The following is a 26,402-nucleotide window of genomic DNA, read 5'->3' on the forward strand; positions in this document are numbered from 1 at the left end:
TCCAGAACTCCTTCGTTAAAATACGATTGCTGTATGCAAATAGAATTTCGATCGGCAAATCCGGGTCGAGCGGGCCACACAGAGCTTCGCCCAGAACGTTTATCGGAACACCGGGGGGATTCAATTGGGGGGTTTCCGCAGGGCCGACCGTGATCGAGCCGTGTGCATCACCGGAATGGGCTGGACCACAGCACTGGGTGACGGCCTCGACGAGGTGTGGCAGCGGCTGACGGACGGCCGCGTCGGCATCCGGGAGTCGACGGGTGACGGGCGTCCGCCCGCCGCCCTCCTGACCGACGACGGCCCGGCCGGGCCTCCGTCCGAGCGGCAGATCGCCCTCGCCGTGACCACCGCGACCGCCGCCCTGCGCGACGCCGGCTGCCCGGCCGGGGACGTGGACACCCTGGTGCTCGGCAGCAGCCTCGGCCCGCACCTGGACGACGCCGCCGAGATCTCGCCGCACGACCTGACGTCCGCCGTCGCCGCACAGCTGGGCGTCCCCGGCGCCGTCTCGGTGAGCACCGCCTGCTCGTCCGGCGCCGACGCCCTCGCGGCCGGCGCGGCCCTGCTCACCGGCGGCGAGGCGCAGCGCTGTCTGTGCGGCGGCATCGACCTGCTCACCGAAAGCAAGCTCCTCGGGCACCGGGCGCTCGGCACCCTCGCGGCGTCCGGCACCGTCCGCCCCTTCGACACCGACCGCGACGGCACCCTCTTCGGCGAGGGCGCCGGCTTCCTGCTGCTGGAGACCCGGGCGGCGGCCACGGCCCGCGGCGCCCGGATCCTGGGCGAGTTGCGCGGCTGGGGCGCGTCCAACGACGGCACCGGCCCGACCGCCCCCGACGAGACCGGCGCCGGAGCGGTCCTCGCCGTCCGGCGCGCCCTGGCCAGGGGCGGGGCCGACACCCAGGACATCGCGGTGATCAACGCCCACGGGACCGGCACCCGCGCCAACGACACCGCGGAGGCGGCCTGTTACGGCACCGTCTTCGGCCCGCAGTCGCGGGCCCTCGTGTTCGCCACCAAGCCGGCCCTCGGCCACACCCTCGGCGCCACCGGCGCCCTGGAAGCCATCGCCCTGCTCCTCGCGCTGCGGCACGGCACCGTGCCCCCGCTCCCGCACACCCGCAGCGTCATGCCGGAACTGGCCCTGGCCCTGGCCACGGACCGCCCCCGGGAGTTCACCGGCTCCCTGGGCATCAGCCTCACCCTCGGCTTCGGCGGCTTCAACACCTGTCTGCTGCTGACCGCCGACGAACCGCGGAGCGCGGTCGGGGGCGCCGCGTGAACCCGGCCCAGTGGTGCCCCGCGGGAGCCGTGATCACCGGCTCCGCCCTGGTCGAGGCCGACGACCCGGGCACGGTCGGGCGCCGGATCCCCGGGGTGTACGCCGATCCGGTGGCCTGGCTGATGGCCGCGGCCGTGGCGGACGCCCTCGAGAACTGCGGCGAAGCCGCGCCGGGCCGCCCCGCGGAGGTCGGGGTGGTCGGGGTGAGCGAACGGGCCACGCGCCACACCCTGCGCGCGGTCGCCGCGTCCGTCCCGCGCGGCCGGGTCTCCCCCATGCGGTTCGCGGGCGCCGGAGCGGGCTCGCTCGTCGGCGTCGTCTGCTCGGCGTTCGGCTTCCACGGGCCGGTGTCGATGCTGCCCATGCCCCTCGCCCCGGCCGCACCGCTCACCAGAGCCCTGTGCGGGGACTGGCTGCTCGGCGACCCGCCGAGCGCCGCACACGTCCTGGTCGTCACCCACGAAGTGGACGACGAAGGCAAGCACCGGGCGCACTGCCTGGTCGTCAGTGGGCCGACGCCCACGCGGAGGCCCCGGAGAACATGACCTCGCAGAACACCACCCCGCAGAACACCACTCCGAGGAACACCACCCAGAGGAACACGACGTCAGCGAGCACGGCGTCAGCGCGCCCGCCGTCCGCGGAACTGGACGATCCGCTTCTCGACCCCGGCGTCGTCGGCGACTTCCTGGGCCGCGTCGAGGATCTGTCCCCCACCGAGGATCCGGGCAGCCCGGCCGGGCTGCCCGCCCTGGTCGACCGGTTCGCGGCGCTGCCGGCCCCGCCCGGAGCCGTCGTCGTCATCGCGCTGCCGAACGGCATCCGGGCGCTGCGGTTCTTCTTCGCCGTCGCGCTGGCCGGGCACACCCCGGTGCTCCTCTCCCCGTCCACCCCGGTGTCCCGGGTCCGCGAGGTGGCCCGCGAGCTGGGCGCCTGCGCACTGGTCCGGGCGGCGATCCGGGCCGACGCGTACGGCGTCACCGACGTCAGCCGCACCGGCGGCGCCGACCTCGGCCTCTTCACCGGCCGACCGTATCTGCACCACGGGCCCGGCCACGTGATCCTGATGAGTTCGGGCACCTCCGGCATGGCCACCGGCTGCCTGCACGGCCTCGACGCCCTGCTGCGCAACGCCCGCCGCCACGGCCGTTCCCTCGGCCAGGGCCCCACCGACACCACCCTGGTCAGCCTGCCCGTCTACTACTCCTACGCGCTGGTCGCCCAGGTCCTCGGCGGCCTCGTGCACGGCTCGCGGCTGGTCATGGCCGGCCCGCCGTTCTCGGTGTCCGACTACCTGGCCACGGTCGCCGGCCGGGGCGTCACCCTCTCCTCGCTCACGCCGAGCCTGGTCAAGTCCGTCGTCACCGCGGGCGGCGAACTGCCCGCGCCACTGCGCACACTGACCGTGGGCGGACAGGCGCTCGACCCGTCGTACGTCTCCCGCCTGCTGAAACTCAACCCCGAGCTCGGGCTGTACATCACCTACGGGCTGACCGAGGCCGGCCCGCGGGTGTCCACCCTCGCCGCCCACCGGGAGCCCCCGCACCGGCACGGTTCGGTGGGGGTCCCGCTGGACGGCGTCGAAGTGCTCACCCGGTCCACCGACACCGGCGAGCGCGAACTGCTCGTGCGCTCCGACACCGTCTACCGCAGGCGGGTCGGCGAACCCGCGCCGTCCAAGCGCGGCGACCTGATCGAGCCCGGCCTGCTGGCCACCGGCGACATCGGGCACGTCGACGACGACGGGTACGTGTACGTGCACGGCCGTTCGTCGGACTTCGCGACGGTGCGCGGCGAGAAGGTGTCGACGGCGACGGTGCGCCGGGCCGCCGAGTCACTGCCCGGTGTGGTCCGTGCCGCGACCAGGATCGCCGTCGTCGACGACGACTCCGCCGTCCTGGAGCTCGACGTCTTCGTCGACGACGCCGTACCGCCCTCCGAAGCGGAGATGCGCCGGCATCTGCGGTCGCTGCTGACCCGTAACGAGCTGCCGGTGACGGTCCGGATCCAGCCGCTGCGCGCGGGCGAGCACCACAAGTGACGGGCCCGGAACCGCTCACCCTGTTCTGCGTCCCGCACGCCGGTGGCTCCGCGCGCAGCTTCGTGCGCTGGCGGCGGGAGCAGCCGGCGGAGCTGTGCGTCAGGCCGCTGGAGATCGCGGGCAAGGGCCTGCGTTCCCGTGAGCCGCGGGCGGCGACCCTGCGGGCGGCCGCCACGGACCTCGCCGTCCGGCTGGACCCGCCCGGCCGGTACGCACTCCTCGGGCACAGCATGGGCGCGCTGCTCGCCTACGAGACGGCGCTCGCCCTGCACGACCTGGGCCGTCCCGCACCCGAGTTCGTGGTGGTCGCCGCCGCCCGGCCGCCCCATCTGCTCGGCAGCTCCTCCTACGGCCCCCTGCTCGGCCTGGGCGACGACGCCCTGCTGGACGCACTCGCGGAGAACGGCCGGATCCCGGCGCAGGTACGCCGGTCACCGATGCGGCACCAGTTCGTGCCGGTCGTCCGCGGCGACCTCGCGCTGCTCGCCGGCCACCGCCCCGATCCCGAGCCGCGGCCCCTCCCGAGCGATCTCGTCACCTGGTACGGCGACGGTGACGCGGACACCCCTCCCGGGGTGATGTCCGGCTGGCGGCACTACGCCCGGCGCGCCCAAGGCCCCGAGGCCTTCGCCGGCGGCCACTTCTTCCTCCACGAACGCCTCGGGGAGGTCACGGGCCGCCTGCTGGAACTGGCCGCACAGCGGCGAGCGGGCCGCTGACCGGGACCGGTCGGCGGCCCGCTCGCCGCAGGGCGGTGCCTGAAGGGGTGAAGCCGCAGGGACGGCGGTGGCGGTGTCAGTGCTGCACCGGGCAGCCGTTCCCGCCGCCGCGCACCGGGGCGTCGGTGTCGTGCCGGGTGCCGAGCAGCCAGTACGCGTCCTCCGCCGCCCGCCACAGCTCCGGGAAGAGCGCCAGCTGCGAACGGGCCTCCAGCGTCGCGAGGGACCGGCCGCCCAGGCTCTGCGGCAGCTCGAGCCCGTCGTCGCTCTCCTCGTTGGCCTTGCGCAGCCCGGGCTGGCCGCCCAGCTGCGACCAGACCATGATCAGGTGGTGCTGTTTCCAGCCGAGGACACTGCCGTCCAGCCGCAGCATCGCCTCGCGCACCAGGGCCAGCGACTGGGACCCGGCCGAGCGCGGGCCGTCGTAGCCGTCGTCCTGCTGGGCGATCACGTCCTGGAGGGACAGCCCGGCACGCTCCACCGCCTGCTCGTAGGCTTTCCAGACCGGGCGGGCCACCCGCCGCAGATTGCGGTAGCCGGGCGAGTCCAGGCCGGTGGCGTCCTCGGGCAGCGCGTTGCGCATCATCAGCAGGCTGTGCTGCGGCAGGTGATCGGTGAGCAGCCGCACCGCCTGGACGGTGACCTCGCTGAGCCCGGTGGCCCGGTCGAACATGCGGACCGCCTGGTGGTACCGGTCCTCGTCGAGATGGCCGATCGCCCGGCGCAGCTCGTAGTGGACCTGTACCCAGGCGTACTCGGTGATGAGGTGGGTGACCTGGAAGAACCGCTGGTCGGGGTGTTCCGTCTCGCTCTCCGGGACCAGCGCGCCGAGGGCGTCGGTGAGATGCAGGACGTTCTCGTAGTTGCTGCCCCGGTCGAAGTCGTAGGAGAGCAGGGCGTTGGGTTCGTCCGGGTTCAGCGAGCGCTTCACCGGGTCTCCTCTTTGGTGTACTCGACCAGCCAGTGGCCGGGCAGCTCGAACTTCCTGGCGTCCGTGAGGGTGAGCCCGACACCGGCGCCGATGTCGCGCAGGTCGTCCATGCTGCGCTCACGGCCGCCGAGCAGCACCAGCATCAGCAGGTCGGCGTAGCTCGCCATCACAGGGTCCTTGCCGCTGTCCAGCAGCCGCTCGACGACCACGACCCGCCCGCCGGGCGCGAGCGCCGCCGAGCAGCGGCCGAGGATGCGGGCCGCGTCCCGGTCGCTCCAGTTGTGCAGGGTGTTGGCGATCAGGTAGACGTCGCCGCCGGTGGGAACCGGCTCGAAGAAGCTGCCCGCGACCAGCTCGCAGCGGTCGGCGACCGGGGCGGTGATCCCGGCGGCCTCGTCGATGACGCTCGGCAGCTCCAGCAGGGTGCCGCGCAGCGCGGGGTGCTCGGTGAGCAGCTTCAGCAGCAGGGAGCCGTTGCCGCCGCCGACGTCCACGACATGCCCCACCGACGCCCAGTCGTAGATCCGCGCCAGTTCGGGCACCAGCCGGTCCGCGATGCGGGCGATGCCCGTGTTGAAGGACTTCTCGATGTCGGGGTGCGCCTCGAGGTCTTTCCAGAAGGGCCGCCCGTGCGCCTGCTCGTACACCGGCAGACCGGTGCGTACGGCGTCCATGAGCCGGCCGACGGCCGGTTCGAAGCGGGCCTCCATGGGCCGGCTGGGGTCCTCGTAGTCCAGCCAGCGGCGCAGGTTGCTCGGGTGGTCGCCGAGCAGTACCCGGCCCACGTCGGTGAGCTCGTACGTCCGCTGCCGCGACGCGGTGTCCATCGTCTCCTCGAAGAGGCCGAGGAGGCTGACGTAGTGCAGGACGCGGCCCAGGGACTGCTCGTCGGTGCCGGTCTCGGCGGCCAGGGCGGCCGCGGTCCGGTGCCCCTGCTCGACCAGGTCGGGCAGGCGGAGGGTCGCGGTCACCCGCACGGCGGTGGGGGTGAACCCGGAGCCCAGGGCGAGGATCGTGTTCAACGGGTCTTGGCGGAACACCAAAAGCCTCCAGTCGTCTCGTTCGGTCGGTCGTTCGCCGGGGGTTCCGGTGCGAATTCAGGGGTTCTGTTCGATCTCGTCGAGGGCGTCGAGGAACCGCTCCAGGTCCTCTTTCTCGCCGAGCGACGTACGCAGATATCCGGGGAATCCGAACAGCCCTGCATTGCGAACGAGAATGCCGAAATCGGCGGCGAGACGATCCTGAGCACGGGCGCAGTCCCGGGCCGCGACGGCGACGAAGTTGGTCACGGAGGGCAGATGGGCGCGGCCCCGGCGGTCCAGCTCGCCGACGAACCAGCGCCGCCGCTCGGCGGTGGAGCGGCGCACCCCGTCGACGAAGTCCGGGTCGCCGAGGGCGGCGATCGCGGCCGCCTGCGCGAGCCGGTTCACACTGAAGGGCAGGGCGCGCAGGGTCCCCCGCAGCCCGGCGATCAGATCGGGCCGGCCGACGGCGTAGCCGACGCGCAGCGCGGCCAGGCCGTAGGCCTTGGAGAAGGTGCGCAGCGCGACGACCGGCGCGTCCCCGGCGGCCGTCAGGTCGCGGGTCTGCGGGACGTCCGGGCCGGCGAACTCCATGTACGCCTCGTCGAACACCAGCGGGACCCCGCTGCGGCCGCAGACGTCGACCAGCGCGCCGAGCTCCTGCCGGGTGAGGGCCGCCCCGCTGGGGTTGTGCGGGTTGCACAGATAGCCGATCCCGTGTCCGGGCAGCCGCGCGGCGAACCCGGCGACGTCGACGGCCGTGCCGGCCGCCGGTACGGCGGCGCAGCCGCGCCCGAGCAGTTCCAGGCAGGCCCGGTAGCCGGGGAACGTACCGTCGGTGACGAGGCCGGGAAGGTTCCGGTCGCCGAGGGTCAGGGCGGTGGCCAGGACGAGTTCGTCACTGCCGTTGGCGACGGCGATGTGCTCGGGGCCGACACCCCAGTGCGTGGCCAGCGCCCGCACCAGTTCCTGCCGTTCGGGGTCCGGGTAGACGTTGACCCGCGCCAGTTCCCGCTCGGCCGCCTGGAGCGCGGCCTTGCTGGCCCCGTGCGGACTCTCGCTCAGATGCAGCCGGATCAGGTCGTCGGCCCCGGCGACACTCGTGTTGAACGCACTGCCCGCGGCCGGGGTCACAGCCGGTCCCCCAGGAGGATGCCGAAGCAGTAGCTGCCGACCTCGGCCTCGAGGGTGAGGAAGCAGTGTTCGCTGCCGGCCGGGATCCGCATGACGGCCGGTGAGAGCAGTTCATGGCGTCTGCCGTCGAGTTGGACCTCGATGCGGGCGCCGCCCTTGTTCGGGGAGACCAGCAGGTAGAGCTCGTCGACCGGGTGGGTGTGCGGCGCGGCGACCGGTTTGCCGACCAGGGTGCTGAGTTCACCGCCGGCGAGCTGCACGGGCAGGCCGCCGAACATGTCCGCGGTGAGGTAGAAGGGCGCGGGCTGGTGGTGTCCGGCCACGGCCAGGGGGATGGGCAGACCCTCCACGATCTCGGGGTCGGCGGGACATCGCTCGGTCGTCACTGGGCCTCCAGGACGAACAGGTAGGTGTGCGGGGCGCCGAAGGGGACCGTGCGGCGCAGGTGGAGACCGCCCTCGTGGAAGAGGTTCTCGTACTCCTCGCGCGTGTAGATCGGGACGCCCATCAGCGCGTGGGCGAGCTCGAAGCCGCTGGAGAAGACGGGCAGCGTGTCCTTCTCGTCGCGCGGCCGGACGGTGGTGTCGGCGAGCAGGAAGGTGTGCGCGCGCGGGAACGCCTTGCGCAGCGCCGGGATGACGTCCGTGCGGGTGGTGGGGTCGACGAGCAGGTCGTGCAGGAACATGAAGCTCATCGCGACGTCCACCTGGTCGGCGCCCTCGATGCGGCGGCCGTGGAAGAGGATGTCGAGGACGTCGGCGCAGATCGGCCGGACCCGGTCGGTCAGCCCGTGGCGCTCGACGGTCCCGGCCGCGAGTGCGGTGGCCGAGGCGCTGATGTCCAGGCCCAGTCCGCGGGCGCCGGGACGGGACTTGACGAGGCGGGACACGCGCTCACTGATCCCGCTGCCGAGGTCGGCGATGACGGAGAAGTCGAGCTCGGCGATCTGTTCGTCGAGCAGATTCCGCATCAGCGCCATGTCGGCCTGGGCCGAACCGAGCGCCACCATGGCCTCGTCCCGCAACACGTCCTCGCCGAAAGCGCGTTCCCCTCGCGCGATGGACGCGGCGTTGGCGAAGACATTGTGGTATCCGCCCACGCCCCAGGTGAAGAACCCTATTTTCCGGCGGAGTTCACCCCAGGCCGGCGTGGGTGTCACCCGGTCGTCGTCGATGTCGAGGTATCCGAAGGCCTCCGCCGCGGACACCAACTGGCGGAAAACCCTTTCGTCCAGCTTCCGGCGCCAACAGTACTGGGGTACATCGAGCCGGTCGGTCTCGTCGAACCAGGCGAACAGCCCCAATTGCTCCAGGGCGAAAACGACATGCGTGGAGATGAATCCGTTGAACGCGGTGTCGGCATCGAGCGGGGTGCGCGCGGCGCCCTGCCATTCGGCGGGACGGAAAACGCTTTCATCCAACGCTCGCAGGCCGTCGCGGGAAAGGGGAGCTGTCACGGGAAGTGCCTTCCTTGTTTCGGTCGAATGCCGGGATCCGGTCCGGGCGGGCCCACGCCGGGCCGACACCGCGCCCGCATTGCCGAGCCGCCCCGAGCGGAAATCGAGCCGGCCCGGAGTCCACGCGGACGCCCCTTGGACTCGGCATGGACTCGGCATGGATCCGGGCGGGCATCCGGGCACGGTGACGGGCGTGGGCAGGACATGGAGCGGCACGGAGTCGAGTCCGGCCGCCGTCGGGCCGAAGCCGGTCCGATGCCGGCGTTCGACGCGGCGGCGACCGGTTACAGGCGGGGCGAGGTGGCGGCGATCCGTTCCACCGCCACCGCCAGTTCGCGCACGGTGGGGTGGTCGAAGAACAGCCGGTTGGGCAGCCGGACGCCGTACCGCCGACGCAGCCGCATCAGTACCTGTGTGGCCTTCAGGGAGTGGCCGCCCGCCTCGAGAAAGGGGGTGTCGTCGTCGAAGTCGTCATGCCCGAGCACCTCGACCCATGCGGCTCTGACCTGATCCTCCATGGCCGGCACCGGCGTCGTCACGGGTGGCCCGGAAGCCGGTCCGCGAAGCGGCCCGGAAGCCCGTCTCGAAGCCGTCCCGGCAGCCGGCCGGGAAGGCAGTCCGGAAGACGGTCCGGCATACGGATCCGGAGGTGTTTTCACGCCGTCGTCGCTCAAGAGAATTCCCCCGTGTCATGGCGGATCACGGCCGATCGCCCCGGATGCGGGGCAGCAGTGGAAGGGCCACGCCCATGGGCGTGGCTGAGTGAAGCTTCAATTGTTTCCCCCGTAGAAACGGACGCTCCACCGGTAAGTCAAACCGGTCCGGTCCCTGAGGTGATTGCTCACCCTGGCGGCAGATTGCCGATATCGGAGAGTAGGCAGCGGCCATCGAGCCAGTCAAGGGGCGAATGTCGGCCACCCTGCGCCGGATAACCCCTGGCCAGCGCTTCGGCTCCGCGCGGCGATTCCGCCCCGAGATTCGCATGCATCGGCCATCCGGTTGGCCGAAAAGCGGGTTGACGGCCGAAACTTGGCACCTCTACCGTCGATGAGTCGATTGTGAACGCAGTATTTCAAGGGTTGCGTTCGAGTCGGACGTCAACCGGCGTGACAGGGGGAATGATGTACGCCGCAACGGGGAAGGAAGAACCGGTCGACCAACCGGTTCCTTATTGCGTCAGAGCCTTTTTCGATCTCTGACGAATCTCGGATCGGCGACCACCTGTTGTGTGGCCGCCCGATCTTTCAAAAGGCCCAGGCCGGCCTTTCCATCATTCACACGGCGTTGTCTTTCCGCTGCCCGCCGCACGGCGCACACCTGTGCGCGGAGCGGCGCACGGGGCAGCGGTGTCCGTCACGAGATGCATCAGGGAAGCGCGTTGAGGCATGCGATTCTGGGTGCCGGGGGAGTCGGTCTCGCCCTCGGAGCGGCGCTGGCCCGCGCGGGCCACGAGGTCGTGCTGGTGATGCGGGAGTCCTCACGGACCCGCTACCGCGGCGTGATCGACGTCCACAGCGCACTGCACGGCGACCTCTCCGCCGAGGCACGGGCGGTGGAGCGGCTCGACGAGCCGGTCGACGTCCTGTGGGTCACGGTGAAGGCACCCGCGCTGCCCGCCGCCCTGGCCCGGGTCGCCCCGCGACTGACCCCGGACTCGGTCGTCCCCCTGCTCAACGGGCTCGACCATCCGCGGGCGCTGCGGGAAAGGTTCGGGGCCCGCCAGCTCGTCGGTGCGATCCTCATCGAGGCGGAACGCACCGCGCCCGGCCGGGTCACCTGGAACTCCCTGTACGCCGACATCAGCCTCGCGACCACAGCGGCGGGCACGGGCACGGACGCCCGGACCGTCGCGGGTTCCGGAGAGGCAACCGAGGCAAGGGACGGTGAACGGCGGCTTGCCCGGCTTGCCGGGCTTCTCGCCGGCGCCGGCCTCGGCTGCACCCCGCGGCGGGATCCGGCGAGCGTCCTGTGGCACAAGCTGGTCCTCCTGCTGCCGCTGGCGCTGGCCACCACCGCGGCCGACGGCCCCCTCGGCATCGTCCGCCGACGTCCCGAACTGGCCGCCCTGCTGCGCGACGCCGCCCGGGAGGCCTGCGCCGTCGCCGCGGCGGACACCGTCGTCGTCGACGACCGGAACCTGCTGCACACCCTGGACACCCTGCCCGGCCGGACCGACACCTCCCTGCACCGGGACGTCACCGCCGGGGTCAGGCCGACCGAACTCGCCGCGCTCACCGAACCGGTGCTGCGCCGCGCCCGTGACCACAGCGTGTCCGTACCCGCGCTGGCCGAACTGGCGCGCAGGGCCGCCGAACAGGAGCGGCGGGTGGAGCCTCCCGCACCGCACCGATCCATCCATCGCAAGGGAGAAACGTCATGACAGCCGGTTCGGGCGAGACACGGGACGACACCCTCGAAGCGATCCTCAAGGAGATCCTCGTCGAGGACCTCTTCCTGGACGTGCCCACCGAACGCATCGGGGACGACGACGGCCTCCAGGACGTGCTGGGACTGGACTCCCTCGGCTTCGTGGAGCTGCGCGCCCAGTGCGAGCAGCGCTTCGGCGTCGCCATCACGGACGCCGAGTTCACCCCGCTGCACTTCCACTCGGTGCGCACGGTCGCCGATCTCGTGCGCACCCTGCGTACGGGCGCCTCCGGCGAGCACCTGGCGGTCCCGCAGTGAGAGAACGGGCCTCCTCCGAGCAGTTGGACGTCTGGCTCGCCTGCCAGCGCGAACCGGAGTCCGACCGCTACAACGTCACCGTCGACCTGGAGTTCACCCCGGCCGTCGACGTACCGGCGCTGCGTGCCGCGCTGGCCGACGTGCTGGCCGCCCATCCGGCGCTGCGCTGTGCCTTCGTCACCGAGGGCGGCGAGCTGTGGCGCACCGCCGAGGCCGACCCGCCGATGGCGTTCGTCACCGACCGGCTTCCCGGCCACTACGACCGCGCGCAGGCCCTCGCCCGCGCGGTCGTGGCCGGCCGCGCGCCCTTCGACCTGGCCACGGCGCCGCTGCTGCGGGCGACGCTGGTGGCCGGGGAGGGTGGCGGGCTGCTCGCCGTGACCATGCATCACATCGTCTCCGACGGCTGGTCCAGCCGGATCCTCGCCGAGGACCTGGTGGCGGCGTACCGCACCCGGACGTCGAGCGACCCGGCCCCGGCCACATCGTCCGGTGCCGGCACCGCTGACGGCCTCGGCACCGGCACCCGTGCCGGCCGCCGCGACATCGATGCCACCGGGGATTCCGGTGCCGCCGCGGACGCGGACACCGATCCGGACGCGGACGCCGAGGCCGAGGCGTACTGGACCTCCGTCCTGCGCGACGCTCCCGCCTCGCTCGCGCCCCCGCACGACCTGGTGCCGCAGGACGGCTTCCCCGGTCCCTCCGGCCGCGTCGAGGTGCCTCTGCCCGCCGAGCTGCACGCGGGGGTCCAGGCGCTGGCCGCCGCCGAACGCGGCTCCCCCGCCGTCGTCCTGCTCGCCGCCTGGTCCGTGCTGCTGCACGCGTGGGCCGGGGAGCCGGAGGGCACCTTCGGCATGGTCTTCGCCGGCCGCCGGTACGCCGACGCCGAGCGCGTCGACCTGTTCAGCCGTGCGCTGCCGATGCGCGACCGGACCTCCCCCGACGACCGCTTCGTGGAGGTGGCGGGCCGCCTGCGCGAGCAGATGCTCGACGCCATGGAACACGCCCACCTGCCCGTGCGGCGGCTGCGGGCGATCCGCAGCGAGCAGGCGGACGGGCCGGGCGTCGAGCGGACGGTCTTCATGTACACCCCCGCCTACGAGGACGAGTGGCGGGCCGGCGAGGTGACCGTCCGCCGCTTCGACCACCCCGACGAGACGACGAAGTACGAGTTCTCGGTCAACGTGCTGGAGGGCTCCTCCGGTACCCGGCTGTGCGTCTACTACGACACCGCCCGCTACCTGCCCGCCACCGCGCAGCTGTTCGCCGAGGAGCTGCGCGAGTTGCTGGCCCGCGCCGTGGCCGCCCCCGACAGCACCTGCGGGGACCTCCTCGCGGCCTGCGACCCGGGCCTGTCGGAGGTCGCCGCGCACGGCGCGCCCGTCGCGTCGCCGGCTCCGGGCATCCCGGAGCTGGTCCTGCGGCACGCCGCCGCCCGCCCGGACGCCGTCGCCGTACGCCATGGCGAGCGCACCCTCGGCTACGGCGAACTGGCCGCCCGCGCGGGCGAGGTGGCCGGATGGCTGCGCGACCGGGGCGTCGGGCCCGGCGACACCGTGGCGCTGCTGCTCGCCCCCGGCCTCGAGACGCCGGTGTTCTGGCTGGCGTCCGCCCTGGCCGGCGCCGCCTATCTCCCCCTGGACCCCGCCTATCCGCGGGCCCAGCTCCAGCTGATCGTGGACGACGCCCGTCCCGCGGTCCTCGTCGCCGACCCGGACTGCGGACAGGCCCTCGACGTGCCGGAGGGCACCGCCGTACCGGTGGGCGAGGCGCTCGCGCGGGCCCGCGGCCGGTCCGCGCCCGAGATCGCGTACGACGACACCGCGACCCTCTGCGTCCTCTACACCTCCGGCACCACCGGCCGGCCCAAGGGGGTCGTCCTGCCGCACCGCGGGCTGGCCCGGCTCTTCGTCCGGCCCGATTTCCTCCCGCTGGACGAGACGGACGTCGTCGCGCAGCTGTGCCCGCTCAACTTCGACGGCGCCAGCTACGAGATCTGGGGCGCCCTCACGCACGGCGCGCAGCTGGTCGTCCTCGACAAGCACCTGGTGCTCAGCCCCCGCGAGATGCGCACGGTGGTCCGTCAGCGCGGGGTGACCACACTGCTGGTGACGACACCGCTGCTCAACCGGATCATCGAGGACGCCCCGGACCTGCTCCAGTCGCTGCGGCGGGTGTACTTCGGCGGCGAACTCATCTCCGTACGGCACATGCGCCGTGCGCTGCGCTGGTCCCGGCCGGGCGTGCTGCTGCACAGCTACGGCCCCACCGAGAACTCCTTCACCTCCACCTGGTTCCCGATCACCGACCTCGCGCCGGACGCCAGGACGGTCCCGATCGGCCGACCGGTGCCCGGCACCGAGGTACGGGTGGTGCAGGAGGGCGGCACCCGCCCGGTGCCGCGCGGGGTTCCGGGTGAACTCCTGCTCGGTGGCGCGGGGTTGGCCGACGGCTATCTGAACGCGCCCGGGATGACGGCGGACCGGTTCGTCACCGACGGCACGACGCGCCTCTACCGGACCGGCGACCGGGTGCGCTGGCGCCCGGACGGCCTGCTGGAGTTCATCGGCCGCAACGACAACCAGGTGAAGATCCGCAGCCAGCGCGTCGAACTCGGCGAGGTGGAGGCGGTGCTGGACGCGCATCCGGCCGTCGAGTCGGTCTTCGTCACGACGCGTGTCAACCGGCGCGACGAGAAGGAGATCGTGGCCTACGCGGTGGCCGCGCCCGGCACGGACGCCGACGAGCTCGTCCGGCACGCCCGGATGCGGCTGCCCGCGTTCGCCGTGCCCAGCCATCTTCTGCTGGTCGGAGAGCTGCCGCTCACCCCGACCGGCAAGATCGACCGGCGCCGGCTGCCGGACCCGGAGGGAACGCCCCCGGCCGCTCGGCCCGACCCCGCTGCGGTCGCCGCCCCGGCCCGCGCACCACAACCGCCTTCCGCGGCGTCCGCGCCCTCCGACGTGTCCGTGCCCTCCGTGACGGAAGGGGTGCGGGCGGCCTGGCGGGCGGTGCTCGAGCACGACGGATTCGGGCCCGACCGCAACTTCTTCGACGCCGGCGGCCATTCACTGCTGCTGGTCGCGTTGCGGGAGCATCTGCGGCTGACCACCGGCGCCGACGTACCGGTCATCGACCTGCTGCGCCATGTCACGGTGCGCGACCAGGCCCGCCTGATCGCCACGGCTCACCGGCCCGCGGACGGGACGGCGGCCCCGGCCGGTGTCGTGCCCCGAAAGCCGCTCGACCGCACACCGCCGGTGGCGGCCGGCACGGCGCCGGTGCCGGCTCCCGGGCCGCGGATCGTCGCCCTGTCCGCCGCCACCGCCGAAGCACTCGCCGTCGCCCGCGAACGGCTGGCCGCCCATCTGGAGGCGAACCCGCACCTGGCCCTGGCCGACGTGGCCCACACGCTGGCGACGGGCCGCCGGCACTTCGGCCACCGATGCGCCGTCGTGGCGTCCGACCCGGCCGAGGCGGTACGCGCCCTGCGGGCCCCGCACACCACGACGCCCGCCGCCCCCGGTTCGCCCCCGGCCGTGGTGTTCGCCTTCGCGGACGCCCCGCCGGACGGCGCCGACCGGGACACCGGACCGCTCACCCGCCAACTGCGCTCGACCGCCCGGTTCGCCGAACGGGGCGTGACCCCGGCGGCGGTGTACGGCGTGGGGACGGGACGGTTCGCGGCCGCGGTGGTGAGCGGCGCGCTCACGGCCGAGGAGGGCGAACGGCTGGCGGCCGACGGAGCCGCCGCGCGGGTCCCCGTCCCCCGCCGCCCCACCCTGCTGTGGTCCACCGCACTGGGTCCGCTGCTCCCCGACGGACCGGCCCCGCAGGAACAGCATCTGTCGGCCGAGGCCGAGCCCGCCAAGCTGCTCCGGGCGGCCGGTGACCGGCTCGGCGAGGTGGCCGTCCTCGGCATCTCGGCCGCGGACCCCGACGAACGGGCCCTGCTGGCGGCCGTCGCCGGCCTGTGGTGCCAAGGCGCCGAGGTCCGGCTGACACCGCCGGGCCCGGCCCGCCGGCTGCGGCTGCCCGGCCACCCCCTGTCCTGGGCGCTCCCGTCGCCCTCCGCGTACCCGCTCCCCGCACAGTCCTGAAGGAAGGTCCGCATGCCGCACGTACGTGGCGAAGCCGCCGTTCTCGTCGAACCCGGGCGTCTGGAGGTGGCGGAGGTCGCCTTCCGGGAGCCGGCCGAGGGCGAGGTCCTCGTCCGCAACACCGTGGCCGCCATCTGCGGCAGCGATGTGCACCGGGTGCGCGCCGAGTCCCCCTTCTTCCGGGACATGCGCGACCACCCCTACCCCTGCCCGGCCGGATACCCGGGGCACGAGGGGGTCGGCGAGGTCGTGGAGAGCCGGTCGGCCCGTTTCTCGCCCGGTGACCTGGTGCTCACCGTGCCCAACCACGCCTACATGGCGTCGTTCGCCCGCTACCAGACCATCGCCGACCGGTTCCTGCTGCCGGTGACGGGCACCGGGGCGCCGACCGTCCAGCTGATGGCGCAGCAGCTGGGGACGGTCGTCTTCGCGCTGAATCGGTTCTGGCCGGAGCCGGTGCCGGAGGGGTCCACGGCCGCCGTCGTCGGCGTCGGTTCGGCGGGCCTGCTCTTCCAGCAGCTGCTCAAGCACCGCGGGTTCGAGAAGGTCGTCGCCGTCGACCTGGAGCCGGGACGGCTGGCGGTGGCCCGTTCCCTGGGCGCGGACGCCACCGTGCACGTGCCCGGGCAGAGCGCCGAGGAGGTCGTCATGGAGGCGACCGGCGGCAAGGGCGCCGACCTGGTCGTCGAAGCGGCCGGCACCGACGGGGCGCGCGCGCACGCCATGCGGATGGTCGGCCAGCACGGCCGGCTGGGCTTCTTCGGCATGCCCGAGGACTACGACATGCGCATCCCGTACGCCCATCTCTTCGTCCGCCAGGCGCAGTTGATCACCGCGGTCGGCGGCGCCCAGCTGGAACCGGGGCTCCCGTCCTTCCGGACCGCCCTGGAACTGATCGGGGACGGCTCGATCAAGGTCGACGACCACATCACCCACACCTTCGACATCAAGAACGTCGCGGACGCCTTCGACCTCGCGCACACCCGGCAGGACGACGTCGTCAAGATCGCGCTCACTTTCGGCTGACGGAGGACAGGCATGTCGGAACTCGCCGTGCACTCGGCCCCGGTCGCCGTCATCGGCGTCGGCGGCCGCTTCGCCGAGGCGCCCGACGTCGGGGCGTTCTGGAACAACCTCGTGGCGGGCCGGGACTGCTTCCGGCGCGAGCCGGTCCCGGTCGTGGAGGACCTGGGCGAGGACCGGCTGCGGGTCCACTCGTGGGGGATCGCCCCGCACCGGGACACCTACGACCACACGCTCGTCGGCGTCGAGGGCCTGGACCCGCAGCACGGCATCCTCCAGGAGTCGCTGTGGCAGGCGGCGGAGGACGCGGGGGTCAGGCTGTCGGCGATCGCCGACCGGACCGCCGTCTACGCCGGCTGCGCCCGCACCAAGCACGTACCGCGGGCCGCCTTCGACGACGTGGTGCAGGTCGACCCGACGTTCGCCGGGCCGTACTTCTCCTACCTCCAGGACCTGTGGGGCGAGTCGCTGATGCTGGACTCGGCGTGCGCCACCTCCACGGTGGCCGTACAGCTCGCCTGCCAGAGCCTGCGGGCGCACGCCTGTGACTACGCGCTGGCCGGGGCGGTGGCCGTCCAGGAGGACGCGGACGGCTCCTATCTGCGGACCCCGCGCAGCATCTACTCCACCGAGGGCATCGTGCGCCCCTTCGACCGCCGTCACAACGGGGTGGTGCCCGGCGACGGCTCCGGGGCCGTCCTGCTGCGCAGACTGGACGACGCCCTGCGCGACGGCGATCCGGTCTACGCCGTCATCCGGGGCGGCGCCGTCACCAACGACGGGCGGGCCAAGCCCGGTTTCGTGATCCCCGGCGTCGACGGCAAGGTCCGCGCGGTGCGCCGGGCACTGGAGGCGGCCGGGCTGACCGGGGCCGACGTCGACTACGTCGAGACGCACGGCGTCGGCATCCCGCTGAACGACCAGATCGAGGCGACCGCGCTGATCGAGGCCCTCGGCACCGACGGGCCCCCGGTGGCGGTCGGCTCGGTGAAGGCCTCGGTCGGCCACTGCGACACCGCCGCCGGCATGGCGGCCCTGATCAAGACCTGTCTCGCGATCGACCGCGGCTTCCTGCCCGCGACCCCGAACACCGAGGTCCCCATCGAGGAGTTCACCGGGCGCGGCGAACGCTTCGGCATCCTTCCCGAAGGCCGTCCCTGGCCCACGAACGGCCGCCCACGCACGGCCGGCCTGATGTCGGCCGGCGTGGGCGGCACCAACGCCTTCCTCGTCCTCGAGGAAGCCCCCGCTCACTGAGCATCCGTCAGTTCTTTTTTCCGCACCGGTCTTCCGAGGCCCTACCGAGGAGCACGCATGTCCGTCACCGCCGACCTCTACATCGAGGTCAAGAACTTCTACGCCCGTCAGATGCGCGTCCTGGACGACCTGGACATCGAGCGTTTCACCGCCACCTTCACCGAGGACGGCTCGGTCGCCCACCCCCACCGCGGCGAGAAGGTGGAAGGCCGCGAGGCGATGCGCGCCAAGATGAAGAGCATGCTCCCGATGTACGAGGGGCTCGTCACCCGGCACTGGTTCGACCACTTCCTGATCGAACAGACCGAGGGCGACGGCCTGCGGGTCACCTACTACTCGCTGGTGACCCAGACGAACACGCAGGACGAGGTCCACTTCTTCTCCTCCTCCAGCGTCGAGGACCAGATGGTGCGCGAGGAAGGCGAACTGCGCATCCGGGAGCGGGTCATCCACCGCGACAACCCCAAGTACGGCCGGGTGATCTGACCCCTTCCCCCACATCCGTGAACCGCTGAAGGAGGGGCACAGCAGATGACGCGACAGCCGGCAGAGCAACCGGCGCGGCGACCGGCGGAGCGGCTCACGGAGTCCTGGGAGCCGCCACCGGCCGAATGGAACGACACCGCACGTCCGTTCGAGGACCAGGTGAGCATGATCGACCTGATCGAGCGGCGCGTGCGGGAGTCCCCCCACGCTCCCGCGGTCCGCCTCGGCGAGGGGGAGGTCAGGACGTACGGGGAGCTGTGGGCGCAGTCGGGCCTGCTCGCCCGTTTCCTCGCCGGTCACGGGGTGGGCCGGGGCGCGTTCGTCGGTGTCCTGCACGAGAACTCGTGGGACAGCGTGCTGGCGGTCGTCGGTGTGCTGCGCACCGGCGCCGCCTATGTGCCGCTGGACGCGCGCTGGCCGGCCACCCGGATCGCGGCGCCCCTGCGCCAGTCGGGAATCGGCTGGATCGTCACCGGGCACGCGCTGGCGCGCCGCGCGGAGGAGGCCGGACAGCTCGCGGGGATCGGTGTGCGGCTGGTCTGCACGGATCTGCGGGCCGCGGCCCCGGACCCGCTGGACACGGAGGCGGTGGGCCTGCTCTGGGACTCCGTCGCCGAGGACGAGGACCTGGCCCGGGCGTCGGGCTTCAACCAGAACCCCGGCGACGAGATCTCCGCCGCGCAGATCGACACCTATGTCTCGCACGTGCGCGACCTGGTGCTGTCGGCGGCTGCGGCGGGACCGCGGCCGCGGGTGGTCGAGGTGGGCTGCGGCGCCGGCCTGATCGCGGGGGCGCTGCGCGGCCGGGTGGCCGGCTACACGGGCGTCGACGTGTCGGCCGTCGCGCTGGAGCGGGCGGAGCGGGAGGCCGGCGAGGGGGCCCGGTTCGTGCAGGCCGCGGCCGCCGACCTCGGCCGGGTGGTGGCCCCGGCGGGCGCGGACGTCGTCCTCCTGGCGAGCGTCGCCCAGTTCTTCCCGGGGTTCGAGTACCTGCGGTCCGTGCTGCGGGACGCCGTGGGCGCCCTGGCGCCGGGCGGGGCCGTGATCCTCGCGGACCTCGCGGAGCCGGACGGGGGCCCGGACTCCGGTCATCTGCGGGTGCCCGCGGCGTGGTTCGAGCGACTGGCCGCCCAACTCGGGCTGCCGGTCCGGGCGGAGATCCGCCGGCGCGGCGGGGACGGCTGGCCGCCGGTCCTGCGGGACCGGTACGACGTCGTCCTGCGCCCGGCGCCGCACGACGCGGACGTCGCGCACACGCCGGTGATCAGCACCTGGAGCGAGGTCGAGGAGGCCGGTGCCCTGCCGCTGCCGGCCGGTCCCGGCGCCGACGACACCGCGTACGTCATCTTCACCTCGGGCTCCACCGGTGTGCCGAAGGGCGTGTCGGTGCGCCACCGCAGTGCCGTCAACGTCATCCAGTGGGTGAACGAGACGTACGCGGTGGGTCCGGACGACTGTCTGCTGTGGGTCACCGCGCTCACCTTCGACCTGTCCGTCTACGACCTGCTCGGCGTGCTCGCGGCGGGCGCCAGTCTGCGTGTGGTCCCGGCCGCCGAACTGGGCGACGGCGAGCGGCTGCTGGACATCATGCTGCGCGAGCCGATCACCTTCTGGGACTCGGCTCCGGCCGCGCTCGGCATGGTGATGTCCTTCGCCGACGGCCCGGACGGGACGGACGCGACAGGTGGGGAGAGCGGGATCGGCGGGACGGGCGGGGTCGGCGATACGGGCAGGGCAGGTGGGTCGGGCGCGGCGGACGGGCCGGTGCCGAGCCTGCGTCTGGTCTTCCTCAGCGGCGACTGGGTTCCGCTGGCCCTGCCCGGCCGGGTCCGGGCCCGCTTCCCGCGGGCCCACGTCGTGGCGCTGGGCGGCGCGACCGAGGCGACGATCTGGTCCAACCATTTCGACATCGGTGAGATCGACCCGGCCTGGACGAGCGTGCCGTACGGCAAGCCGATCCAGAACGCCCGCTACTACGTCCTGGACGGCGACCGCAAGCCGTGTCCGATCGGCGTCGAGGGCGATCTCCACATCGCCGGCGTGGTGGTGGCCGACGGGTATGTCGGCGACCCGGAGCTGTCGGCCGCGAAGTTCACGGCGGACACGGTGGGCGGCCCTGCGGACGAGTCGATGTACAACACGGGCGACCGGGCCCGCTGGATGGCCGACGGCAACCTGGAGTTCCGGGGCCGCCGCGACGACCAGGTCAAGGTCCGCGGCTACCGGATCGAGCTGGGCGAGGTGCTGGCCGCCCTGCGCCAGGTGCCGGGGGTGGTGGACTGCGCGGTCACCACGCTGCGCGGCGACGACGGCCCGCAGATAGTGGCGGCCGTGGCCGTGGGCGGTCCGGAGCAGTCGCGGGGCGGCGGGTTCGTCCGCCGCCACCTGGCGGGGAGCCTGCCCAGCTACATGCTTCCGGAGCATGTGCTGGTCCTGCCGGCCCTGCCGGTCGGCCCCACGGGCAAGGTCGACCGGGAGCAGCTGGCCCGCCTGGCCGCCCGCCCCCGGAACCGCCGGCGGGTGTGAACGCCAGGGGGCGGCGGGTCACCCGGCGGACGCCGGACGACCCGCCCCCCTCGCGGCCGCAGGGCCCCGGGGCGCGACACACGTCCTAGCCGCGCACGCCCAGCTTCCACACCATCGCGGCGACGGCGTCACTGTTGACGTCCAGGGCTCGCCGGTCGATGTTGGCGGGGGTGTCACAGGCCTGGTGGTAGCACTTGTCCATGGCCTCACCGGCGGTGCCGCCCCACTTCGCGGCCTGCTCCGGGGTCTTGATCTCGGCGGATCCGGTGAAGATCCCGCCCACGGCGACCCCCTTGGCCAGGAACGGCTCGTGGTCGCTGCGGCCGTTGAGGGCGGTCGCGGGCTCGGTGGGGATGCCCTTGGCGCTGAAGTACCGGTCGAAGTGGCGGGCGACCTCGGGGCTCTGGTCGTAGACGAAGTACCCGGGGTTCGGTGAGCCGATCATGTCGAAGTTCAGATAGGCGGTGATCTTCGACAGTTCGGCCGCCGGCAGGGTGTCCACGTAGTGCGTGGACCCGATGTACGTCTCCTCCTCCGTTCCCCAGAAGCCGAAACGGAGGTGCCGGGACGGGGTGACGTTCTTCGCGGAGACCGTCAGCGCGGTCTCCAGGATCGCGGCGACGCTGGATCCGTTGTCATTGATTCCGGGGCTCGTGTCGACCGAGTCGAGGTGCGCCCCGACCATGAGGACTTTCCCGCTCTGCGCGCCCCGGGGCCAGTCGGCGATCAGATTCCAGCTCTTCTTCCCGCCGAACTCGAATTCCTGGAGCGAGGTGATGAATCCAGCGGCGTCCAGCTTTTTCTTCACATAGTCGACGGAGGCCTGATAACCGGCCGTGCCATGGGCCCGGTTTCCGTTGTTCGCGTCGGAGATCCGCTGGAGCGCGTCCAGGTGCCGCATCACTCTGGCGACGGAGATGTCGGGCACCGACCCTGTCTGAGCTGGCTCTTCCGCATGCACACCGACCGCCGTCAGCAGCAGGACGGACAGCGTGGACGCCGCGACGACGGCAGGACGGGACGACTTGAAAGGCACAGCAGATTCCTTTCACGCGCGAGTAATTAATCTTCCAGAATGCTTGCATGAAGCGTGCACCGAAGCCAACAGAATTCAACGGACTTCACAAGCGGAACCGCCTTGACGGCTCTTTTCCGCCACGCCGGCCACAACGGCTTTCTTTCCTGTGGGCCCACCGGGGACAACCTTTCCGAAACCACCGCCACGCCGGAGCGGCGCATGTATTCATGGCGCGTTTCGCACGGTCCCGGCGAGCGGCCCGGCGAAACCCGGGGCCGCACCGCGTGCGCGGTTCCGCGGGGCGGCGCGGGAGGCCGGAGGGCCGGGCGCCTCGCGGCGTCGGCCACGGACGGGCCGTCCGACGCGGGCTCCGCTCCGCCCCGTCCCGCCCGCCCTGGGGTACCGGGGCGTCACGTGCTCGGAACCTTGACGATCACATCGCCGGGTGCCACGATTCCGGCGCCGTCATGTTTACGTAAACATCGAGTCACCGCGGGACGTCATGTTTACGCAAACATCACGTGGCGGTCGCCGCCCAGCCCGTGCGTCCCCCTGCGCCGAGCCGCCTCTCCTGAAAGGGCACGTCCATGCGCAAGACCTCCGGCCCGTCCCCCCGCACCCCCCGCCTGCGCGCCGCTCTCGTCGCGGTCGCCGTCGCCGCCGTCACCGGCGCGACCCTGGCCGGCAGCCCGGCCTCCGCCTCCTCCTCCGGCGCAGCACCGGCCACCGACACGACCCAGTTCAAGGGCGTGAACTGGGCCGACCCGCGCGACAACTTCGCCGACGACCTGCTCCAGCTGTCCGGCCTGTCGACCACGGACACCTACCGGCAGACCTACGCCAAGGCGACCCGGATCATCGCCGCCTTCCGTGCCAACCTCGGCGCCAACACGGTGCGTCTGCCCATCAACCCGTACACGGTCGACGGCGCCTACTGGAAGTCCTACCGCGGGGTCATCGACGCCGCCTCGGACCAGGGCTTCAAGGTCATCGTGTCCTACTGGGAGGGCACGGGCGCCCGCAAGGACGGCTACATCGACGACACGGCCACCTACTGGCCGATGTGGGACACCGTCGTCAAGGCCTACAAGAACGACAAGCACGTCTACTTCGAGCCCATGAACGAGCCGCACGGCTACACCGACACCGAGTGGGCCGACATCGCGGCGAAGTGGCTGTCGACGTACGCGAAGGTCCCGCGCAACCGGGTGTTCGTCAGCGGCGCCGGCTACAACGACCACGTGACCTCGGTCTGCGCGGACCCGAGGCTGAAGGGCACCTACCTGTCCCTGCACCACTACGGGTTCTGGAAGGACTACGCGACCTACGACCAGTGGGTGGCCGACCTGAAGGTCCGCATCGGCGACTGCGCGAACCGGACCGTGGCGGACGAGTTCGGCGCGCCGATGACGACCGGCCTGAACTACGACGTGAAGACGCCGGACGACAACTTCGTCAACTACGTCCAGGCCGTCACCGACACCTTCCGCGAGCTGAAGATGGGCTCCGTGTACTGGCCGGGTCTGCGCACCGACGACACGTACTCCATCCAGACCCTGACCGGCACCACGGCCCGGCCCTGGCTGGCCACCACCAACCAGTCGGGCGCCGACCGTCTCGCCTGGGCCTGGGGCCGCGGCAAGCCCGTCAAGGGCTGAGACACCAAAGCCGGACGGAAGCCGGACGAAAGCCGGGCGGGCGCCCCGGCCCGGCTTCCGTGCCCGGCCCGGGGGCAGCGCGCGCCCGTCGGCCGGGGGCAGCGCGTCGCCGCTCCCGCCCGCCGGGGGCAGTGATCGCCGCGCTCGCCGGCTGGCCAGCTCCCCCGGGGCGCTGCCGGATTGCCCAGCGGCCCGCCCACCCGAGCCCACGCCCGTCAGCCGGTCAGCCGGTCAGCCGGTCAGCCGGTCAGCCGGTCAGCCGGTCAGCCGGTCAGCCGGTCAGAGGCAGCGTCCCGCCACGCGCCCGCCGGCCGGCCGGGGGTGGCGCCCCGCCGCTCTCGCATGCCGGGGTCAGTGATCCGCCGCGCCCGCCAGCCGGGGACAGCGCGCCGCCGCACCCGCTGGCTGCCCGACTCCCCCGGGGCCCTGCCGGATTGCCCAGCGGCCCGCCCACCCGAGCCCACGCCCGCCAGCCGGTCAGCCGGCCACAGGCAGCGTCCCGCCACGCGCCCGCCGGCCGGACGGGGGGACCGCCCCGCCCGTCGGCCGACTCCCCCGGGGCCCTGCCGGATTGCCCAGCGGCCCGCCCACCCGAGCCGGCGCCCGCCAGCCGGTCAGCCGGCCACAGGCAGCGTCCCGCCACGCGCCCGCCGGCCGGCCGGGGGCAGTGTGCCGCCGCGCTCACCCGGCGGGGGGCAGCGCCCAGCCGCGCGCCCGCCAGCTGGCCGGGGGCAGCGCCCCGCCACGCGCCCGTCGGGCGGACGGGGGCAGCGCCCGCCGCTCCCGTCGGTCGGCCGGCTCCCCCGGCGCCGGTCGGTCTGCCCGTGCGGGCCCGCCGACCCGGGTGTCGGCGGGTCCGTGCGCGTGGCTACGCCGCCGGCTGCGCGCCGGGCGCCGTCTCCAGGTGGTCGGCGACGAGCGCGGCGAACTCGTCGGGCCCGGCGAGCCGGACCCCCAGGGTCTCCGCCTTGGCCCGCTTGGACCCGGCGCCCTCCCCGGCGACGACCAGGCTCGTCTTCTTGGAGACGCTGGAGGAGGAGCGGCCGCCGGCCCGTTCGATCAGCTCGTTCATCTGGTTGCGGCTGAGCTTCTCCAGCGCTCCGGTCATCGCGCCCGTGACCACCACGGTCATCCCGGCCAGCGGCCCGGCGGCGGCCTGCGCTTCCTCCCCGTCCCCGGCGTCCCCGTCCCCGGCGTCCCCGCCCGGGTCGGCTCCCTCGGCCCCCTCGGGCCGCGGCGGGGCCGGCGGGGTCGCTCCGGGCTCGGTCATGTTGACCCCGGCGGCGGCGAGCTTGTCGATGAGCGGGGCCAGGGCGGCGAGTTCGGCGACGATGGACGGGGCCTTCTCGGTGCCGATGCCCTCGACCTGCCGGATCGCCTCGGCGTCGGCCGCGCGGAGGTGGTCCATGGTGGCGAAGTACCGTGCGATCCGGCGGGACATGGAGCGGCCCGTGCCCCGGACCCCGAGGGCGCACAGCACGCGGGACAGCGGCCGGTTCCGCGCCGTGGCGATCGCGGCGAGGAGATTGTCGGTGCTGGTCTCGCCCATCCGGTCCAGGCCTAGCAGCTGTTCGCGGGTGAGGGTGAACAGATCGGCGAGGTCGGCGACCAGCGCGGCCTCGACGAGCTGGACGATCCGGGTGTGGCCGAGGCCCTCGATGTCGAGCTGGTCGCGCCCGGCGGCGTAGGACAGGGAGGCGACGAGGTGGCAGTCGCGGCCGTTGACGCAGCGCCAGCGCTGTTCGCCGGTGTCGATGTCCGATCCGCAGCGCGGGCACACCTCGGGGAAGACGACGGGCTGTTCGTCGCCGGTGCGCAGATGGGCGACGGGCGCTTCGACGCGCGGGATGACGTCCCCGGCCCGGTGCACCATCACGTGGTCGCCGATGCGCAGGTCGCGGCGGGTGATGTCGGACGGGTTGTGGAGCGTGGCGTAAGTGATGGTGGAGCCGTCGATCCGCACCGGTTCCAGGACGGCGCGGGGGGCGATGACACCGGTCCTGCCCACGTTCCACTCGACCGCGAGCAGCCGGGTGATCTTCTCGACGGCGGGCAGTTTGTACGCGGTGGCCCAGCGCGGGGCGCGCGAACCGGATCCGGCGGCCAGCTGGTCGGCGGCCAGGTCGGCCTTGACGACGATGCCGTCGATCCCGAAGGGCAGCGAGGCGCGCAGCGCGCCGATCTCGGCCACCCGGGCCAGGACCTCCTCCGGCGTGTCCGCGGTGACGCCGGGGACGGCCGTGGCCGCGGTGGTGTGCACGCCGTACGCGCCGGCCCGGAGCATCAGGTCGCTGTGCGCGCTCTCCTCCAGCAGCGCGGCCAGCGCCGGCCCGGTGTCGTCCAGCGGCAGCAGGCCGTAGCCGAAGAAGGTCATGGGGACGGTGTAGGCACGGTCCCTGGCGCGCAGGGTGCCCGCCGCCGCGTTGCGCGGGTTGGCGAAGGGTGCGCCGCCGTGCGCGGTGCGCACCTCGTTGGCGTGCTCGAACTGGGCGGTCGTCATGAGGACTTCGCCGCGCACCTCCACCGTGACCGGTTCGGTCAGCTCGGCCGGCAGGCCCTCGACGGTGCCGATGGCGTGCGAGACGTCCTCCCCGGCCGTCCCGTCGCCGCGGGTGATCAGCCGGGTCAGACGGCCGTGGGTGTAACGGGCCGCGATCGCCAGACCGTCGAGCTTCGGTTCGACGCTGAACCGGGTGACGTCATGGCCGACGCGCCGGGCCAGCGAGGCGGTCCAGGCGGTGAACTCCTCCGCGGAGAACACGTTGTCCAGGCTCAGCATGGCTCTCGTGTGCGGGACGTCGCCCTCCACCGCCCCGCCGGCCACCTTGCCGGTCGGCGAGTCGGGCAGCACCTGGTCCGGATGCCCCTCCTCCCAGGCCGCGATGGAGCGCACCAGCCGGTCGTAGGCGTCGTCGTCCAGCGCCGACGTGCCGCCCTCGTAGTAGGCCGCCGAGGCCCGCACCGCGTCCTCGATCGCCTGCGCGTAGGCGACGGCGTCATCGATCACTGCACCAGGTGTCGTCATGCCGTCCATCCTGCCTCCCACCACTGACAACGC

Annotated in this window: 20 protein-coding genes; 12 read left to right on the top strand and 8 right to left on the bottom strand. The window is 73.1% G+C overall.

Translation table 11 applies throughout. From position 1 onward, the window contains the following. Positions 1 to 160: 160 nt before the first annotated feature. From Saso_RS02205 to Saso_RS02220, 4 genes are read left to right on the top strand one after another with little or no spacing between them, the layout of a single operon-like run. On the top strand, positions 161 to 1,285 hold the full coding sequence (locus tag Saso_RS02205; RefSeq protein ID WP_203833499.1) for a beta-ketoacyl synthase N-terminal-like domain-containing protein: 1,125 nt from the start codon (positions 161 to 163) through the stop codon (positions 1,283 to 1,285). Then, positions 1,282 to 1,830 (top strand): hypothetical protein, encoded by a 549-nt coding sequence (locus Saso_RS02210; protein WP_189917436.1) that lies wholly within the window; start codon positions 1,282 to 1,284, stop codon positions 1,828 to 1,830. The genes Saso_RS02205 and Saso_RS02210 overlap by 4 nt, the downstream gene beginning before the upstream one ends. Continuing rightward, complete coding sequence (locus Saso_RS02215) at positions 1,827 to 3,326, top strand: class I adenylate-forming enzyme family protein (protein ID WP_189917438.1); 1,500 nt, start codon at positions 1,827 to 1,829, stop codon at positions 3,324 to 3,326. Before Saso_RS02210 ends, Saso_RS02215 begins: the two co-directional genes overlap by 4 nt. Then, positions 3,323 to 4,045, top strand: a complete 723-nt coding sequence (locus Saso_RS02220; RefSeq protein ID WP_189917440.1) for a thioesterase II family protein — start codon at positions 3,323 to 3,325, stop codon at positions 4,043 to 4,045. Before Saso_RS02215 ends, Saso_RS02220 begins: the two co-directional genes overlap by 4 nt. 76 nt (positions 4,046 to 4,121) lie before the next feature. Here the strand turns inward: Saso_RS02220 and Saso_RS02225 are convergent, their stop codons facing one another. The 6 genes from Saso_RS02225 to Saso_RS02250 form a co-directional block, all read right to left on the bottom strand. Continuing rightward, the gene (locus Saso_RS02225) at positions 4,122 to 4,976 is read right to left on the bottom strand and encodes a hypothetical protein (protein ID WP_189917442.1); all 855 of its coding nucleotides are present in this window, start codon (positions 4,974 to 4,976) and stop codon (positions 4,122 to 4,124) included. Beyond that, on the bottom strand, positions 4,973 to 6,016 hold the full coding sequence (locus Saso_RS02230) for a methyltransferase (protein ID WP_189917443.1): 1,044 nt from the start codon (positions 6,014 to 6,016) through the stop codon (positions 4,973 to 4,975). Before Saso_RS02230 ends, Saso_RS02225 begins: the two co-directional genes overlap by 4 nt. A 57-nt stretch (positions 6,017 to 6,073) precedes the next feature. Further along, a complete protein-coding gene (locus Saso_RS02235) occupies positions 6,074 to 7,132 on the bottom strand; it encodes a pyridoxal phosphate-dependent aminotransferase (protein WP_189917445.1) in 1,059 nt (352 codons plus the stop codon). Beyond that, positions 7,129 to 7,518 carry a cupin domain-containing protein gene (locus Saso_RS02240; RefSeq protein ID WP_189917447.1) on the bottom strand — a complete coding sequence of 130 codons (390 nt, stop codon included), beginning with the start codon at positions 7,516 to 7,518 and terminating at the stop codon, positions 7,129 to 7,131. The genes Saso_RS02235 and Saso_RS02240 overlap by 4 nt, the downstream gene beginning before the upstream one ends. Beyond that, positions 7,515 to 8,552 (bottom strand): class I SAM-dependent methyltransferase, encoded by a 1,038-nt coding sequence (locus tag Saso_RS02245; protein ID WP_189917449.1) that lies wholly within the window; start codon positions 8,550 to 8,552, stop codon positions 7,515 to 7,517. Before Saso_RS02245 ends, Saso_RS02240 begins: the two co-directional genes overlap by 4 nt. A gap of 320 nt (positions 8,553 to 8,872) precedes the next feature. Next, entirely contained in the window at positions 8,873 to 9,106 is a 234-nt protein-coding gene (locus Saso_RS02250) for an acyl carrier protein (RefSeq protein ID WP_189917451.1), read from the bottom strand. Positions 9,107 to 9,966: 860 nt separating this feature from the next. Between Saso_RS02250 and Saso_RS02255 the strand changes: the two genes are divergently transcribed. From Saso_RS02255 to Saso_RS02285, 7 genes are read left to right on the top strand one after another with little or no spacing between them, the layout of a single operon-like run. After that, on the top strand, positions 9,967 to 10,968 hold the full coding sequence (locus Saso_RS02255; protein WP_189917453.1) for a ketopantoate reductase family protein: 1,002 nt from the start codon (positions 9,967 to 9,969) through the stop codon (positions 10,966 to 10,968). Further along, positions 10,965 to 11,273 (top strand): acyl carrier protein, encoded by a 309-nt coding sequence (locus Saso_RS02260; protein ID WP_189917455.1) that lies wholly within the window; start codon positions 10,965 to 10,967, stop codon positions 11,271 to 11,273. The genes Saso_RS02255 and Saso_RS02260 overlap by 4 nt, the downstream gene beginning before the upstream one ends. Next, entirely contained in the window at positions 11,270 to 15,376 is a 4,107-nt protein-coding gene (locus tag Saso_RS02265; RefSeq protein WP_189917457.1) for a non-ribosomal peptide synthetase, read from the top strand. The genes Saso_RS02260 and Saso_RS02265 overlap by 4 nt, the downstream gene beginning before the upstream one ends. A gap of 12 nt (positions 15,377 to 15,388) precedes the next feature. After that, positions 15,389 to 16,402: a zinc-binding dehydrogenase gene (locus Saso_RS02270; protein WP_189917459.1), complete on the top strand. Its 1,014-nt coding sequence runs from the start codon at positions 15,389 to 15,391 to the stop codon at positions 16,400 to 16,402. Between the two features lie 12 nt (positions 16,403 to 16,414). Further along, positions 16,415 to 17,656: a beta-ketoacyl [acyl carrier protein] synthase domain-containing protein gene (locus Saso_RS02275; RefSeq protein ID WP_189917460.1), complete on the top strand. Its 1,242-nt coding sequence runs from the start codon at positions 16,415 to 16,417 to the stop codon at positions 17,654 to 17,656. Positions 17,657 to 17,713: 57 nt separating this feature from the next. Beyond that, positions 17,714 to 18,142 carry a nuclear transport factor 2 family protein gene (locus Saso_RS02280; protein WP_057599918.1) on the top strand — a complete coding sequence of 143 codons (429 nt, stop codon included), beginning with the start codon at positions 17,714 to 17,716 and terminating at the stop codon, positions 18,140 to 18,142. 45 nt (positions 18,143 to 18,187) lie between these two features. Continuing rightward, on the top strand, positions 18,188 to 20,668 hold the full coding sequence (locus Saso_RS02285) for an AMP-binding protein (RefSeq protein WP_189917462.1): 2,481 nt from the start codon (positions 18,188 to 18,190) through the stop codon (positions 20,666 to 20,668). An 85-nt stretch (positions 20,669 to 20,753) separates the two neighbouring features. Here Saso_RS02285 and Saso_RS02290 read toward each other — a convergent pair whose 3' ends face one another. Further along, on the bottom strand, positions 20,754 to 21,704 hold the full coding sequence (locus Saso_RS02290; RefSeq protein WP_189917464.1) for a M28 family metallopeptidase: 951 nt from the start codon (positions 21,702 to 21,704) through the stop codon (positions 20,754 to 20,756). Between the two features lie 569 nt (positions 21,705 to 22,273). Here Saso_RS02290 and Saso_RS02295 point away from each other — a divergent pair. Beyond that, positions 22,274 to 23,344, top strand: a complete 1,071-nt coding sequence (locus Saso_RS02295) for a glycoside hydrolase family 5 protein (RefSeq protein ID WP_189917466.1) — start codon at positions 22,274 to 22,276, stop codon at positions 23,342 to 23,344. An 868-nt stretch (positions 23,345 to 24,212) separates the two neighbouring features. Here Saso_RS02295 and ligA read toward each other — a convergent pair. After that, on the bottom strand, positions 24,213 to 26,369 hold the full coding sequence (ligA, locus tag Saso_RS02300; RefSeq protein WP_189917468.1) for an NAD-dependent DNA ligase LigA: 2,157 nt from the start codon (positions 26,367 to 26,369) through the stop codon (positions 24,213 to 24,215). Positions 26,370 to 26,402: the final 33 nt, after the last annotated feature.

This window comes from Streptomyces asoensis (assembly GCF_016860545.1).
Taxonomy (GTDB): Bacteria; Actinomycetota; Actinomycetes; order Streptomycetales; family Streptomycetaceae; genus Streptomyces; species Streptomyces asoensis.

Excerpts from the sequence above, each read along its gene's own strand:
- Saso_RS02215 (WP_189917438.1), top strand. The coding sequence starts at position 1,827 with ATGACCTCGCAGAACACCACCCCGCAGAACACCACTCCGAGGAACACC.
- Saso_RS02250 (WP_189917451.1), bottom strand. The coding sequence starts at position 9,106 with ATGGAGGATCAGGTCAGAGCCGCATGGGTCGAGGTGCTCGGGCATGAC.
- Saso_RS02260 (WP_189917455.1), top strand. The coding sequence starts at position 10,965 with ATGACAGCCGGTTCGGGCGAGACACGGGACGACACCCTCGAAGCGATC.
- Saso_RS02270 (WP_189917459.1), top strand. The coding sequence starts at position 15,389 with ATGCCGCACGTACGTGGCGAAGCCGCCGTTCTCGTCGAACCCGGGCGT.
- Saso_RS02275 (WP_189917460.1), top strand. The coding sequence starts at position 16,415 with ATGTCGGAACTCGCCGTGCACTCGGCCCCGGTCGCCGTCATCGGCGTC.
- Saso_RS02280 (WP_057599918.1), top strand. The coding sequence starts at position 17,714 with ATGTCCGTCACCGCCGACCTCTACATCGAGGTCAAGAACTTCTACGCC.
- Saso_RS02285 (WP_189917462.1), top strand. The coding sequence starts at position 18,188 with ATGACGCGACAGCCGGCAGAGCAACCGGCGCGGCGACCGGCGGAGCGG.
- Saso_RS02295 (WP_189917466.1), top strand. The coding sequence starts at position 22,274 with ATGCGCAAGACCTCCGGCCCGTCCCCCCGCACCCCCCGCCTGCGCGCC.
- ligA (WP_189917468.1), bottom strand. The coding sequence starts at position 26,369 with ATGACGACACCTGGTGCAGTGATCGATGACGCCGTCGCCTACGCGCAG.